The following is a 13,590-nucleotide window of genomic DNA, read 5'->3' on the forward strand; positions in this document are numbered from 1 at the left end:
AGAGAATGATGGGGTGCTGTCACTTGAAGCTGCAGAGCAGGATGTGCATGCTTATGGTGGGAATGTATTCACCACGACACTCGACCAAAAGCAAGAACTGCTTGCTACATTACGTTCACTCTTCCCTAGTATCGAGTTCGTAAAGATAAAAAGGCTGAAAGATCAGTATAAACACCCTGTTTATCAGCAAGAAGAAGAGAAAGCGGCCGAGTAGTATAGCTTTTAAATAGGGTTTACTCTCGCTCTTACAATTAACCATTTTCACCAAAGGTGTTTAATGCCTGCTCTGCACTCATTGGTTTAAAGTGGTAGAACCCTTGAATTTCATCGACACGCCAGACGTTGAGAATGCGCAATTGAGACGCGGTTTCGACGCCTTCAGCAACGGTGGTCATGCCCAGCTCTTGAGCCATGTTGATAATACTGCGGACTAAGGTTTTGGCCTTTTCATTGGTTTCAATTTCGCTCATATACGATTTATCCAATTTGACGATATCGAGCGGAAAATTACACAGCGAGCTAAACGATGAATAGCCGGTACCGAAGTCATCTAAGGCTAGCTGGACGCCTAACGCTTTGAGGGCATGCATCCGTTCAATTGTCTCCTGGTCGGCACCGAGTAGAATACTTTCGGTAACTTCCAGCACCAGCTGTCCTGGCGAAAGTTGGTACAGCTTAATGAGTCGCTGCAAGTTATTAATCAGCGCACTTGCGCCAAAGTGAGGACTAGAGAGGTTGACATGAATGGTGAGACGGTGCTGCGATTTTTTACTCCAATACCTTTGTATGGTTTGTAAAAATGCGCAGGCTTTTTCTAACACCAGTTCGTCGAGCTCAATAATTAATTTGTGTTTTTCGGCCAACGGAATAAAAACCCCTGGCGATATCATCCCCAAATCGGGATGATGCCAACGCGCCAATGCTTCAAAACCGATCACTTGATTCGATGTCGCGTTAACGATGGGCTGGAAGAAAGCAGTAAACTCTTCGTTTTTCAGTGCAGTGATCAGGTTTCGATTAATTGTTAATGTCTCATTGGCAGCTTGCACAATCTCTTCATCAACAATCGTCACATTGTGCTTGGGTACCAACTGTTGCTCTATCGCGTAGAAACCACAGTGGACGAGGGGTTCAAAATGGGTAAACGCGAACTCAGGCCCTATCATTGCGGCGTTAAGGCCGATATCAAAGTCTGCAGTCGTCTCAGCTAGATGACTTGCACTGACTTTTAGCACGGTATTCGCGCGAGGAATAAATTGCTCCTCCTCTATTTGATCAGTAAAAACGATAAACTCATTTTCGCTTAGCCTACCGATTTCCGCTTGCGGAAACTGTTGCTTCAAAGCATCAGCGATATGCTTTACCGCATTGTCATAGGCTTGATGCCCATATATCTCGTAAATTTCACGAAGACGTGTGGCAATTATGTAGAGGGTGATAATGGCCTTTTTGTCCGTGAGCGCTTGATTTAAGGCTTTAGTTGTCGAGGGCCGATTAAGTAAACCAGACAGGGTGTCATGGTGTGATAGTGTTTCTATTAAAGCGGCTTGTCGTTTTTGCTGGCTAATATCTTTCACCGCCAGCATCACAGTTTGAGACGTCTGATTGTCTAGCCGCATCGCTTCTACATTGCAAGAGATAGTTTGCCCAGTGACACTGCGTAGGTTAGTTTCAAAGTGAGTAACATCCTGCTCGTCTTGTTGTTGGAAGGCATTCAGATCAGACAGTGTGCCATCTTTGTTATTTAATAGGATATCGAGTGGGGCATCGATAAGCTGTGTGCGTTGATGACCAAGCAAATTAAGTAGTGCCTGATTCACGTCGACAATCTGGTTATTTTCTAAAAGTATCATGCCTAGATGTTGGCTATGGTACAGCGCTTCAAATTTAGACAGTGTTTCTTTAAGTTGTTGTTCGGCGTAAGAGGACGTGCTCGCCATTGCCTCGATTTGTTCAGTAATGCGGGTAAACATATCTTTGGGCGCTGTGATAGGAGCTGTGTTACCGAGCAGAGCGTTCACATTTTTCTCAAAAGAGATAAATTGTCTAGCAATATTGTGTCGATAAAGCAGATAAACCACAAAAGCGATAAATGAGGTCATCGCCAGTAAAGCTAAGATAAGATATTGAAATACTTGCTTTCCCTTTTGATAGTAATGGCGAGATTCGGTGGTTTCTAAGGCCGCAATGGGGCGGTTGCTCAAATCATATAAGGGGGTATAGCGGGTTATCTTATTGTCAGTACGAACAATGCGTTCAACGCTCCCTTCTCCTGTTGTATCCCCCTTGTTAACGAGACGGTTGTTGCCCGCTAATATGTTATCGTAGTCGGAGGGAAAGTGACCCGTCAGTGCTTGCCCCCAAACCATCCAGCCGACGACCGGTGCAGTGCCCGCACTGTCTCGGACTGGGTTGACACTGATCACCCATATGCGGCCTCTAAGCTGGAGTAAACCAGCGAAAGGAGTCAGCTCTTTATCAGGAATGGGTTGATGAATATGGGCTGTGACGGCAGGGGAGCGATATATTGCATCAATAATCGACTTGTTGCCCGCATCTTCCAGTACTTTTGCTTCGACTACCTCACCACTTAAGTCGGCAAATCCCATCATATCTAAACTGAGTGCGAGTAATGTCTCGTCGCTTAGATTCCTCTGCGCATAGCGATTATTACCTGTTGTAAGTAGCGCGTAAGTATCATCCCAATAGGCCCAATCAATTGCATATTCAACTTGATTATCGATGACACGCTGAATCACCGCTTTGGCTTGCTGATTTGCGCGCGTGATTTCTATGTCTTCTAGGTGGTCAATACCGAAGAGGAAAAAATAGCGAGTCAATAAAAGGCTACTGAAAATAATGGCAAGTAACCCTAGGATAAAAATAAGTGCTGCTTTGCTGTGAAGCGTAACAAATCGCGTCCGTGTCATTTAATACCTAGCAAGAAAAGAGGAAGGCCCGACGCCGAGGCTTTAAATTAGGCGAGTACACCACAAAAATCAATAGTGTTGTTAATGTATTGAGATGTTATTCAGTATTTAGGGATAGACTTATCAACAAGCGCCGATATTACGGGGTTTACAGTGTAAACTGGACCACTTTATGTGACGCTGTCACATTTTATTTTTGGTGTGTCGATTACAAACAAGAGCCCCTCGTATTATTGCTAAGACGAGGGGAAAGTGTATAACAATGCTTAGCTGGTCGATGACTCCAACTGCCAATGATGCTTAATCTTCTCTTGATTGTGCTTGGGCGAGTGAATAGTGAATGCAATACACAAGGATATAGTGATCATTACCAGCATCACACTAAACGCGGCAACAAAACCGCCAAATAGCGCCGCAATGACAGAGCCCATAAAGCTACCGACACCAAAGCCCAGGTACATAAAACCATAGTTTTGGCTGAGGTGGTTCATGCCAAAATAGTCGCTCATCAAGGTGGGGAATACGGTAATTGCTCCGCCAAAACTGAACGCGACACAAGCAACCGATAAATAGAAGCTGTATTGGTCCAGTGGCATAAAGCGGAGCATACCCACGCCTGCCGCGCAGACGAGGAGTGCCAAGCCAACCACTTTGCTGCGCGCCATGCGATCAGACAACACCCCCAGTACCAGACGGCCGCCTAGATTTGCCAGTGCGATAATGGCAACCGCTTCCGCAGCGGTGGCAGCATCAAGGTGGACATAAAGTTCACCCACATCTTTAGCGACGCCAATGACATAAAGCCCACTCATACAAATCGTGACAAATACCGTGGCAAGTAACCAAAATTGCGGGGTTTTAAAACATTGAGAAAGGGTGTAATCAGCAGGCGCATCGGCCTCAGATGCGTTTGTGGCGGCTTTTTGCTGTGGTGCATCGTGCATCAGTGCGCCGCCAATCACGACCATCACACAGGCCAGAACCGCCCACATTTGAAAACTTAGTGCTGCGCCGCCTGCAGCTAAAAAGTACAGATTAATGTATTTAAAACCTAAGCTGCCTAAACCATAAGCGCCAATAGCACAGGCTGAGGCAAGCCCTTTGTTTTTGGGAAAAAAGCGTACGCAATTGGAGAGCGTCATGAGGTAGCCAGTACCATCTGCTAAACCAATCAGAAGGCCGGCGGTAAGGTAAAGTAGCCATAGTTGGCTGACCACCGAGGTTAGCGCGAGACTGGCGCCAAGCAGTATGCCTGCGCCAATGGTCACGCGGCGGACACCGAATCGTGCTTGTAGATGGCCCGAGACGGAAGAAGCCAGGGCCAATGCCAGTGTCATAATGCCAAAGGTGAAGGCCACTTGGCTGACTGGCTCGTCAAGCTGGGCTGCAAGGGGGGCATTAAACAGGCTCCACGTATACACAGAGCCAAGTGCAAACTGGGCCAATACGGTGCCGATAAGGGTTTTGATGCCGGGGGATAAACGTGCGTTCATGGTAACGCTCCAGGGTTTTATCTATTGAGAACACCCCCAAGATATGACCCTGAATCCCCACATCAAGAGTAGGTGAAAAAGATAAAATGAGCTGCAGTTAGCGGGCATGAACTGCAGCGAGAGGGCATGAATTACAATTGCATCCGTTCGCGAAACGCTTTCAGATTACCGCGACTGACCAACACAGGATCAGAAATGCCGGGGAGGAAAACGTGGTAGGTGCTGTTTAAGCCGGGTGCAATTTCGGTAACTTTATCTAAGTTGATGCAATAAGAGCGGTGGCAACGGAAAAAGTTAGCGGGCAATTGTGCCATCAACTCACTGATGGTATAGGGCACATAGAACTCACCGTCGGGCGTATACACCAAGGTGGTCTTTTCGTTGGCAGCGGCATAAAGAATGTCGGCGGTATCAGTAATACGGATCCGATTATCACGCATCAAATGTAAGGTATGGCGTTGATCGGTGATGGTATCGGTTGGCGCTACTGCGAGAGCAAGCTTATTGAGTACGCCTTTCACCCGTGTTTCGTTAAGTGGCTTAAGCAAGTAGTCGAACGCTTCAAGCTCAAAAGCATCTGCGGCATGCTCTTTGTAAGCGGTGGTAAAAATCACAAAGGGCGGGCGCGCATCGGCATGTAAACTCCGCGCGAGTAACATGCCATCAATCGAGGGGATATTGATATCTAAAAACAGCACGTCCACTGAATGGGTCTGCAGGTATTTTAGCGCTGCAAGCCCATCATCAAAGCTTTCGATGATCTCGAGATCACTATGCTTTTCAACTAAGTAACGTAGCTCTTCTTGCGCTAAGTATTCGTCTTCGACAATGACAGCGCGAAGCATGAAGGCTCCTTATGGTTAATCACAAATGATACACGTGTGCCGGGATTGCGTGGCTCAACAGTTAAGCCTTGTCCATAGAGCATGATTAAACGCTGATGCACATTCATCAAGCCAATATGATGACTGTCGATGGTGCCATGATAAAGTTGCTCGACAATATTAGGATCGATGCCGACCCCGGTATCTGTGATGCTAATCTCCGTTCCTTGCGCAATTTCGCGCACCGCAATGATAACATCACAAGGACGACGAGAAGGTTGAAAACCATGGCGAATCGCATTTTCAACCAGTGGCTGCATCAGCAAGGGCGCAATATTGGTGTCGGTCGTTTCAATATCAAAGCGGATCGTAAGTTTGTCACCAAAACGTGCTTGCTCAATGGCGACATAGTCTTTGACTTGTTTAATGGCATCACTAATGGGGATCAGATCCTGCGTGCGCTCTAAATTGTAACGCATAAAGTCGGCCAAATTGGCAATCAAGCCACGGGCGTCATCCGGACGCAGGCGGATCAAGCTGGAGATCGCATTGAGGGCGTTAAACAAGAAATGAGGGTTAATTTTACTTTGTAAGGCAGAAAATTCGGCCTTACTCGCCATTTCTTTGAGGTTTTGTATCCGCGCAACTTCCATTTGGGTCGAAATCAATTGTGATAAACCAATCGCCATTTCCTGCATGGGGCGACGAATACGATGGGGCTGGCGATAAAAAACCTTTAAGGTTCCCGTGACCACGCCATTTTCCCATAGCGGAATGATCAACAAAGAGCGAAAATCATGCACATTGAGATCATTGCTGATAATTTGTTCACCGGTTCTTACCGCTTGCTGAGTAAGGCGGCTAATTTGGTGATGGGCATCAATGTATTGCTCCTCACCAATGCCAACATACGCCAAAACATCGGCGGTATCGGTAATAGCCACGGCATCGGCACCGGTGTCTTTACGAATAATACTGCACGCTTTGGTCAAACCTCGCGCCTCTCCGCGTCGAAAATACGGTAGAGTGCGGTTGGCAATATCTAACGCTTGCTTAGCCTGCTGGGCGGCTAAATGTTCTTTTTCATCATCGATGTACTGCACCAGTTGGATGATCAGGCCAATACAGACGGTACCCGCAATCATCGGGAAGCTAATGGTAGCAACAATGTGTTGGGCGAGCGTTTGATCGCGGGCAAGCAAAAGGATAAGCAGCATCGTCAGCGATTCGCAGAGCATACCCGCCAAAATGCCGTAGCGTGCATAATGCTGTTTATCTGCGCGATAATGAATCAGTGCCGACAGGCACCCAGCAATAATACTGGCGATCAAACAGGCTTGTGAGGTTGGCCCATCAATATCGATAAGATAGCGGTGAACGCCCGAGACGACGCCGGCAGTCACGCCAACCCAAGGACCAAACAAAATACCGCCGGCGATAATGGCGATGATGCGTACATTTACCAGCGACCCATCGACATTCACTCCCGTGTAGGTACTGAACAAGGCAAACAATACAAATAAAGCGGCAATGAGCGCTGTTTCCATTGGATGGCGCTGGGTCTTCTGTACGATGGTTTGGATCAGATGGGTGCGAGTGAGCCAAAATAAGGCCATGAGTAATAAGGCGGCACGTTCAAATACCGCCAACAGCATCAATAACTGGTCGTTATACGCTAACAAAAGAAAAGACCGTGTTTAAATAAAGGGCGACGGTATGCTGCCAATTACTTGCGGCGGCAGAACTCAGCGATCACGAACAACGTTTGGCCGTTCACTTTACCCTGCACATGGGTGGGATCATCGGTCAGGTTAATGCCACGGATCACGGTACCTTGTTTGATTACCTGGCTTGAGCCTTTCACTGGCAAATCTTTAATCACGGTCACGTCGTCGCCTTTTTGCAGCGCCACACCATTTGCATCCAGCACTTTAACTTCTTCGATATCTTGACCGGTTTCCGCCCATTTACGCACGTCATCTTCCATATACATCATGTCGAGATTATCTTGCGCCCAGCTTTCACTCGAAAGGCGAGAAAGCTGGCGATAAGCGACGACTTGCACGGCCGGCTCTTGGCTCCACATGCTGTCACTCAGGCAACGCCAGTGGTTCACATCCATATTGTCAGGATTACTTAGCTGGTCATGACAGGTGCCACAAACCAATACGCAGCTGTTCGCGGTGGTATCTGGTGAGTACGGGACGTCATATACAGATAAGTTGTCTTGGCGGGTACAAAGTTCACATTGGCCGCCGCTGCGTGCCTGAAGTGTTTGTTCAATACTCATAAATGTCTCGTGTAGGGCAGATCGAGCCTGCGTTAACAATGCGGCAGAGTGTAATCGCTGACATAAATTCTTACAAGTTATAAGGGATTAAGTCAGCGAATTGATGGATGATTATAGACACAAAAATGCCACGCCAATGCGGCGTGGCATTTTATAAACGATGGCACCGCGCCATTAAGCGTTTGCAGTGTCTTGTTTCACCACTTCGTGGTGCTCGAAGATAGTCTTATCTTGGCCACCGGTTAAGCGTGAGGTGAGCGTGCCAGCAGTCATTGAGCCGCTAACGTTAATCGCGGTGCGGCCCATATCGATTAACGGTTCAATTGAGATTAACAGACCCGCAAGTGCGACCGGCATATCCAGTGCCGAGAGTACAATCAGCGCGGCAAACGTTGCCCCGCCACCGACGCCAGCAATACCGAAAGAGCTCACCGTTACGATGGCAACCAAGGTCGCGATAAACCCAGGATCGAGCGGATTAATGCCAATGGTTGGTGCAATCATCACCGCCAACATGGCAGGGTATAGCCCTGCACAGCCGTTTTGCCCCATGGTCGCACCGAAAGAGGCTGAGAAATTGGCACTGGCCGGATCGTTCCCCAAGTTCTTCATTTGAGAATCAATGTTTAGCGGAATAGTCGCGGCACTAGAGCGCGATGTGAAGGCAAACGTTAGTACCGGGAGTATCTTTTTCAAGTATTGAGCTGGGCTCATTCCTACTAGGCCGATTAAGATCAAATGCATCACCAAAATCGCGCCTAGGCCAACGTATGAAGCGACAACGAAGTTTGCCAGTTGCAGGATTTCACTGACATTTGATCCGGCAATGACTTTTATCATGAGTGCCAAGACACCGTATGGCGTTAAACCGATAATCATGCGTACCAGAGTACGTACAAGCGCCTGAGCAACATCCATAAAGCGTTCAAAGCGCTCACCCAGTTCAGGCTGTGTGCGTGAAAGCGTTACTCCGGCAATTCCCACAAGCGCAGAGAAAATCACCACAGCAATCGTAGACGTTGGACGGCTTCCTGCTAAATCTGCGAACGGATTTTGTGGGAAGAAAGAGATCACCATATCAGCCAGTGACAGGTTTTCAACGGTACCTAGGCGTTCTTCAAGTGCAGCCCCGCGAGCCATTTCTTGCGCACCTTGCACGATATCTTGCGCAGACAATCCAAATAGACTGCTGACGAACACGCCAATGAGTGCAGATGCTGCGGTCGTTGCCAGCAAAATCCCAATATTTAAGCTAGAGACTTTACCCAGTGAACCCGAGTCTTTCATCTTTAAGATGGCACCAATAATTGACACGGTAATCAACGGCATGATGATCATTTTTAACAAGCTCACGTAGCCTGAGCCGACTATATTGATATAGCCAATGGTTTCGCGTGTAACCGTGCCGTCAGCACCATATAACGCTTGCAGCGCAGCACCGAATGCCACCCCTAAGCCTAAGCCAGTAAAGACTCGCGTTGATAGGGATTTTTGTTGCTTGTGCAACTTCACAAGCACTGCCAGTAACAGCGCAAAAGCGATCAGATTTAAAAGGATAACTGTCATAGTTGGCGTTCCCACCTAGAGAATTATAATAATTTCAGCGTTAGATCCCGCAGATGTCGTTAAGGGATCGATATTGGTTCGCATCTTATGCCGACGGGTGCACATAATGAAGACATATGTCACATTACGGCTAGATAAAAAAAGCACTTATTAAAACTAAAAAGAATATGGACCAGTTATTGCACAATTTGCGGTGGTATATCGCGCAATGGCGACGACAAGTTACTCCGGCTGTTTTAAAACAAGCGTTCGTTCTAGGAATACACCTAAGGTTCCGGTAAAGTAAGGCCGCGCGTGTTGACTCACCCTCACCGTGTTTATTTTTGGACGCATACCAGGAGTGATGTGTTATTGATTTGAAGGATTCACAATGAGCAGAAAAATCTACTTCTCGACCCCGGGCCGGTTTAGTGCAAAACGTACGTTGATAGGCGCGGTTAGCCGTTGTCATCATCGACTTGCCCCCAGTCATGCAAGGAAGATTGCCCGCAAGCTCTTTCTTACCCCCACGCGCAGTCCAGCGGTGAACGCGGCCCCGAATGGCTTAGAGCGGTTTACTGCGCAGAGTCAACAAGGCGAGCTACAGATGTACAGCGTTGGCGCGGGCCCTACCTGGTTACTGACACATGGATGGTCCGGCTCGGCGAGCCAATTTTTTCCTTTAATGGCGCATATTGCCTCGTTGGGTTTTCGCGCTGTGGCGTTTGATCATCCGGCCCATGGTGAAAGTGGGGGGCACGAAAGCCATATTCCAGGGTTTGTGCAGGCAATCAACGATGTTTTGGATCAAGTAGACAACGTTTCTGGTGTCGTCGCCCACAGTATGGGTGCGGCGGCCGTCCTCGAGAGCCAACATCCGCAATTAGATGACTTACCATTACTCTTGGTCGCGCCTGTGTTGAATTATCGTGAGAATCTGTATGCAACGGTGCGTCAGTCCGGATATTCACTCAAGCTGTTTGATGAAATTGTACAAGAAGTGGGGGAGCAGCATGGTTATCCGATCGAAACCATCGAACCCTTGACTAAACTCGGCGCGCGTCGTCATCAGGTGGTCATTGCGCATGACAGAAGCGATCGTTTTGCCTCGTTCAGCGTGACTGAAAAAGCAAACGACTATCAACATGTCTGCTTGCTGCCTACTGATGGGCTAGGGCATGGGCGGATTTTAAAAAGCGACGTGACTTTACAAGCGTTTACTGATCTTGCGGCTAAGACGGATCCAGCGGTACACAGTGTTGAGAGCGCAACGTCAAGTAGCGATATCGCAGCGCGGAAAAAAAACCGGCAGACAACTGAAACCAGCGCGTCAGCCATGGATGTGTAAGCCACCGGCAAATAATCTAAAAAAGGCACCGACGTTTGCGGTGCCATGTGGGCCTATAATATGTGGCTTATAAAAAAACGTATTACTCGCCAGCTATCTACTCGCCAGCTATCGACAAACGGGCAAACCGTATCCGAGGGGCGAAGAAGGCGCCATCGTAATTAGGCGTGACTGTGTTGCCAATCGCATCAATCTCATTGAGCATGGTATAGAAATTACCTGCCACTGTGATGCCACGCACGGGGCGAACACGCTTACCGTCACGGCACAAGAAGCCACTGGCTCCAAACGAGAAGTCACCACTGATAGCATTCGCGCCAGAATGCACCCCTTGCAGCGAAACCAGTTCGAGATACTCGCCTCCATGCACTTCGGCACCACTTTGTTTGCCGGCGCCAATGAGGTCGTGACGTGAAGTGACATCTAAGCCGCCTTTCGGGCTGCGGCCGGCGTTGGCAGTGTGACGGACGCCAAAATGATGGGCCGTAGCGCTATTATGTAACAACCCAACCAATATGCCATTTTCAATTAGCGGCGTGTCGGTTGTAGCAAAGCCCTCGCTGTCAAAGGCTTTGCTGCGCATCCCGCCATCGATACGTGCGATATCGGTAATGGTCAGGGCTGGATCGGCAATCGGTTTTCCGATTTTTTCGCGCCATGGATTGGTACCCCGTTTGGCCGCATCCCCGGAAAAACAACTGCCAAATGCGCCCAGCAATTCGCTTAAACAATTATGTTCAAACACTACCGCATATTGACCGGTTTTGACTGGCCCACCCTCTAACAATGCATCAGCCGTGTCATAGGCCAAGCGGGTTGCAAATGCTTGGTCGAGATCGGCAAAGCGGCGTGACACTGACGCCCCCAAATGCATCGATTGCTTGCCGTCGTGATTGAGCAGTGCTGCCGTGTAGCAGCTAAAACTCCGTTCGCGATGATAGCAGCGTGTGCCCAGGGTATTAGCCAGCAGCTGATACTGGGTTTGCTCACCGTAGCCATTGTAGGGCGCCCCCGTTGCCCGTGGTTGATTGACCACGTCTTGCTCCATCGCCAGCGCTAATGCAATCTTATCTTCAATCGGCGTATTATCCGCTTGAAACAAAGTGGGATCTTGGCTATCGATCTGCTGCCCTTCGGCGCGAATTTTCTGGTCAGGGTCGGCTTTGGTAAAGCTCGCATTCGTTAGCGCGGCGTTGACCATGCTGGCAAGGCTGTCGCTATCTAGCGATTCGGAATAACTGGTGGCAACTTGGTCACCTTTGATCACACGTACGCCGATCACTTGGCCCGCGGTGACTTTGTGCTCGGACAGATCGCCTTGATCCGCCTTCAATGACAAACTTTCACTGGCGTTGGCAATGACGTCTGCGTGGGCCCCTTTTGCCTGAACGAGTGTTAATACCTGATCGACGGCATCGCTTAGGGTTGCTTTCACGTTTTGCTCACTCATGCGTTACCGCCTCCTACTAGGATGTTGTCGACTTTAAGTGCGGGCTGACCCACAGTCGTCGGTACGGCACCACTCACAGAGCCACACATACCCGCGGCGAGGGCGAGATCCTTACCAACCATGCTAATTTCTTTAAGTACTTTCGGACCGGTGCTGATTAACGTTGCGGACTTGAGTGGTGCGGTGATTTGGCCATCTTCTACCAAATAGGCTTCTTGCACCGCGAAGTTAAACTCGCCGGTGCCGGGCTGTACTGAACCACCACCCATTTTTTTAGCATAAATGCCGCGCTCCATGGAGCCAATCATCTTATCAAGATCATCATTACCCGGCTCGATAAAGGTGTTCCGCATCCGCGAGGTCGGCGCGAACTTGTAAGACTCACGACGGCCTGAGCCGGTGCGTGCATAACCGGTTTTCAGGCTGCCCATATGATCGACCATAAACGAGGTGAGCTTACCGTCTTTGATAAGCTGGGTATGCTGAGTCTCCATACCTTCATCATCGATGTTAATTGAGCCCCATGCGTTGGCTAAGGTGCCATCATCGACGGCGCTAACCACTGGGCTAGCAATCATCTCACCCATTTGATCATGAAACACCGAGGCTTGTTTGGCTACCGAGGTGGTTTCTAGTAAATGGCCACAGGCTTCGTGGAAAATGACCCCACCGAATCCATTTCCAATGACCACGGGCATTTCACCAGAAGGACAGGTTTGGGCGCCGAGTTTGGTTAATGCTTGACGTGCAACGCGTTCGCCCATCGCCACGGGATCAATATCGTGATGAAATTCCCAGCCAGTGAGTGCGCCAGGGGCATCAAAGCCGGTCGATTGCTCTTTTCCATCGGTGGCAACCGCGGTTGCAGCAATCCGAGTGTAATGACGTGTATCGCTAACGTGCAACCCGCGAGAGTTAAAGATCTCAATCTGTTGTTCACGTTGGCCGACGCGACCAATAATTTGTGTGATTTTTTCACTTTCGGCGCGTATACGTTGGTCTACGTGGCGTAAAAAATCGACTTTATCTGCCACATGCTGGTCACGAGATAGAGGTTCAGACACAGGATGTTTGTCATTTAAATGCGACAAATTAAGGGGGCCAGCAGCGGCAATTTGGTCACGCTTATCACGCGCGCAAAGTAAACTGGTCACTTTTTTAAGCTGTTCTTCATCGCGACTATTGGTATAGCCATAAAGGACCTTATGACCGAAAAACAAACGGATACCAATTCCAAAATCAATCCCTGAACTGACTTTATCCACCTCACCAGACAATAACTCGACGTTGCCCGAGTGGTGGTGCTCGACAAAGAGCTCGGCGAAATCTGCGCCCATAAACATGGCGTGATCAATCACCGATTTTGCCGTTGATGGATTCAGCATACTTCCTCCTAAGAAGTGTGTTAGCGAATCTTTTATTCTACCCAATAGCGCCAAGTGCTTCATCTAAATCTAATGAGCCTAAGCGAAATTAATTTAGGTGGTGGTGAAAGGCGCACCACCACGAAGTGGTGGCTTTAATCAAACCCTTCTTGCTGATCTAGGTATTGCTTCACAATCTCAAGTGGCGCACCTCCGCAACTAACCAGACAATAACTTCTGCTGTAAAAAAGTAAGCGGGTATTTCTACCCGCCTGGTGATTGAATGGGCGCTTTGTTATAGGGCAATAAATCGCTGACATCACAGCTCTCTTCTCGCTGAGGTAGC

General features: G+C 48.7%; 10 protein-coding genes and 1 pseudogene. 2 read left to right on the top strand and 9 right to left on the bottom strand.

Annotation, left to right across the window (positions count from 1 at the left end):
* Positions 1-214, top strand: a pseudogene (locus BZJ21_RS16355) (hypothetical protein); the annotation flags it as partial.
* A 37-nt stretch (positions 215-251) separates the two neighbouring features.
* Here BZJ21_RS16355 and BZJ21_RS14085 read toward each other — a convergent pair.
* The 6 genes from BZJ21_RS14085 to BZJ21_RS14110 all read right to left on the bottom strand — a co-directional run bounded on the left by BZJ21_RS14085 (position 252) and on the right by BZJ21_RS14110 (position 9,103).
* Complete coding sequence (locus BZJ21_RS14085) at positions 252-2,930, bottom strand: bifunctional diguanylate cyclase/phosphodiesterase (protein ID WP_077670103.1); 2,679 nt, start codon at positions 2,928-2,930, stop codon at positions 252-254.
* Positions 2,931-3,196: 266 nt separating this feature from the next.
* Positions 3,197-4,423 (bottom strand): OFA family MFS transporter, encoded by a 1,227-nt coding sequence (locus tag BZJ21_RS14090; RefSeq protein ID WP_077670104.1) that lies wholly within the window; start codon positions 4,421-4,423, stop codon positions 3,197-3,199.
* 131 nt (positions 4,424-4,554) lie between these two features.
* Positions 4,555-5,268, bottom strand: a complete 714-nt coding sequence (locus BZJ21_RS14095; protein ID WP_077460790.1) for a LytR/AlgR family response regulator transcription factor — start codon at positions 5,266-5,268, stop codon at positions 4,555-4,557.
* Complete coding sequence (locus BZJ21_RS14100; RefSeq protein WP_077670105.1) at positions 5,232-6,902, bottom strand: LytS/YhcK type 5TM receptor domain-containing protein; 1,671 nt, start codon at positions 6,900-6,902, stop codon at positions 5,232-5,234. The genes BZJ21_RS14095 and BZJ21_RS14100 overlap by 37 nt, the downstream gene beginning before the upstream one ends.
* A gap of 71 nt (positions 6,903-6,973) precedes the next feature.
* Positions 6,974-7,537, bottom strand: a complete 564-nt coding sequence (locus BZJ21_RS14105) for a PhnA domain-containing protein (RefSeq protein ID WP_077460788.1) — start codon at positions 7,535-7,537, stop codon at positions 6,974-6,976.
* Between the two features lie 174 nt (positions 7,538-7,711).
* Positions 7,712-9,103: an L-cystine transporter gene (locus tag BZJ21_RS14110; protein ID WP_077670106.1), complete on the bottom strand. Its 1,392-nt coding sequence runs from the start codon at positions 9,101-9,103 to the stop codon at positions 7,712-7,714.
* Between the two features lie 370 nt (positions 9,104-9,473).
* Here BZJ21_RS14110 and BZJ21_RS14115 point away from each other — a divergent pair, with 370 nt between their 5' ends.
* Positions 9,474-10,430: an alpha/beta hydrolase gene (locus tag BZJ21_RS14115; RefSeq protein WP_077670107.1), complete on the top strand. Its 957-nt coding sequence runs from the start codon at positions 9,474-9,476 to the stop codon at positions 10,428-10,430.
* 97 nt (positions 10,431-10,527) lie between these two features.
* On the opposite strand, the gene BZJ21_RS14120 is transcribed toward BZJ21_RS14115, so the two are convergent.
* The 3 genes from BZJ21_RS14120 to BZJ21_RS16240 form a co-directional block, all read right to left on the bottom strand.
* A complete protein-coding gene (locus BZJ21_RS14120) occupies positions 10,528-11,880 on the bottom strand; it encodes a TldD/PmbA family protein (RefSeq protein ID WP_077460785.1) in 1,353 nt (450 codons plus the stop codon).
* Entirely contained in the window at positions 11,877-13,265 is a 1,389-nt protein-coding gene (locus tag BZJ21_RS14125) for a TldD/PmbA family protein (protein WP_077460784.1), read from the bottom strand. Before BZJ21_RS14125 ends, BZJ21_RS14120 begins: the two co-directional genes overlap by 4 nt.
* Positions 13,266-13,399: 134 nt before the next feature.
* A partial coding sequence (locus BZJ21_RS16240; RefSeq protein WP_236719572.1) for a transposase occupies positions 13,400-13,590 on the bottom strand: 191 nt, incomplete at its 5' end.

The sequence above is a fragment of the Salinivibrio costicola subsp. alcaliphilus genome (genome assembly GCF_001996185.1).
Classification (GTDB): Bacteria; Pseudomonadota; Gammaproteobacteria; order Enterobacterales; family Vibrionaceae; genus Salinivibrio; species Salinivibrio costicola.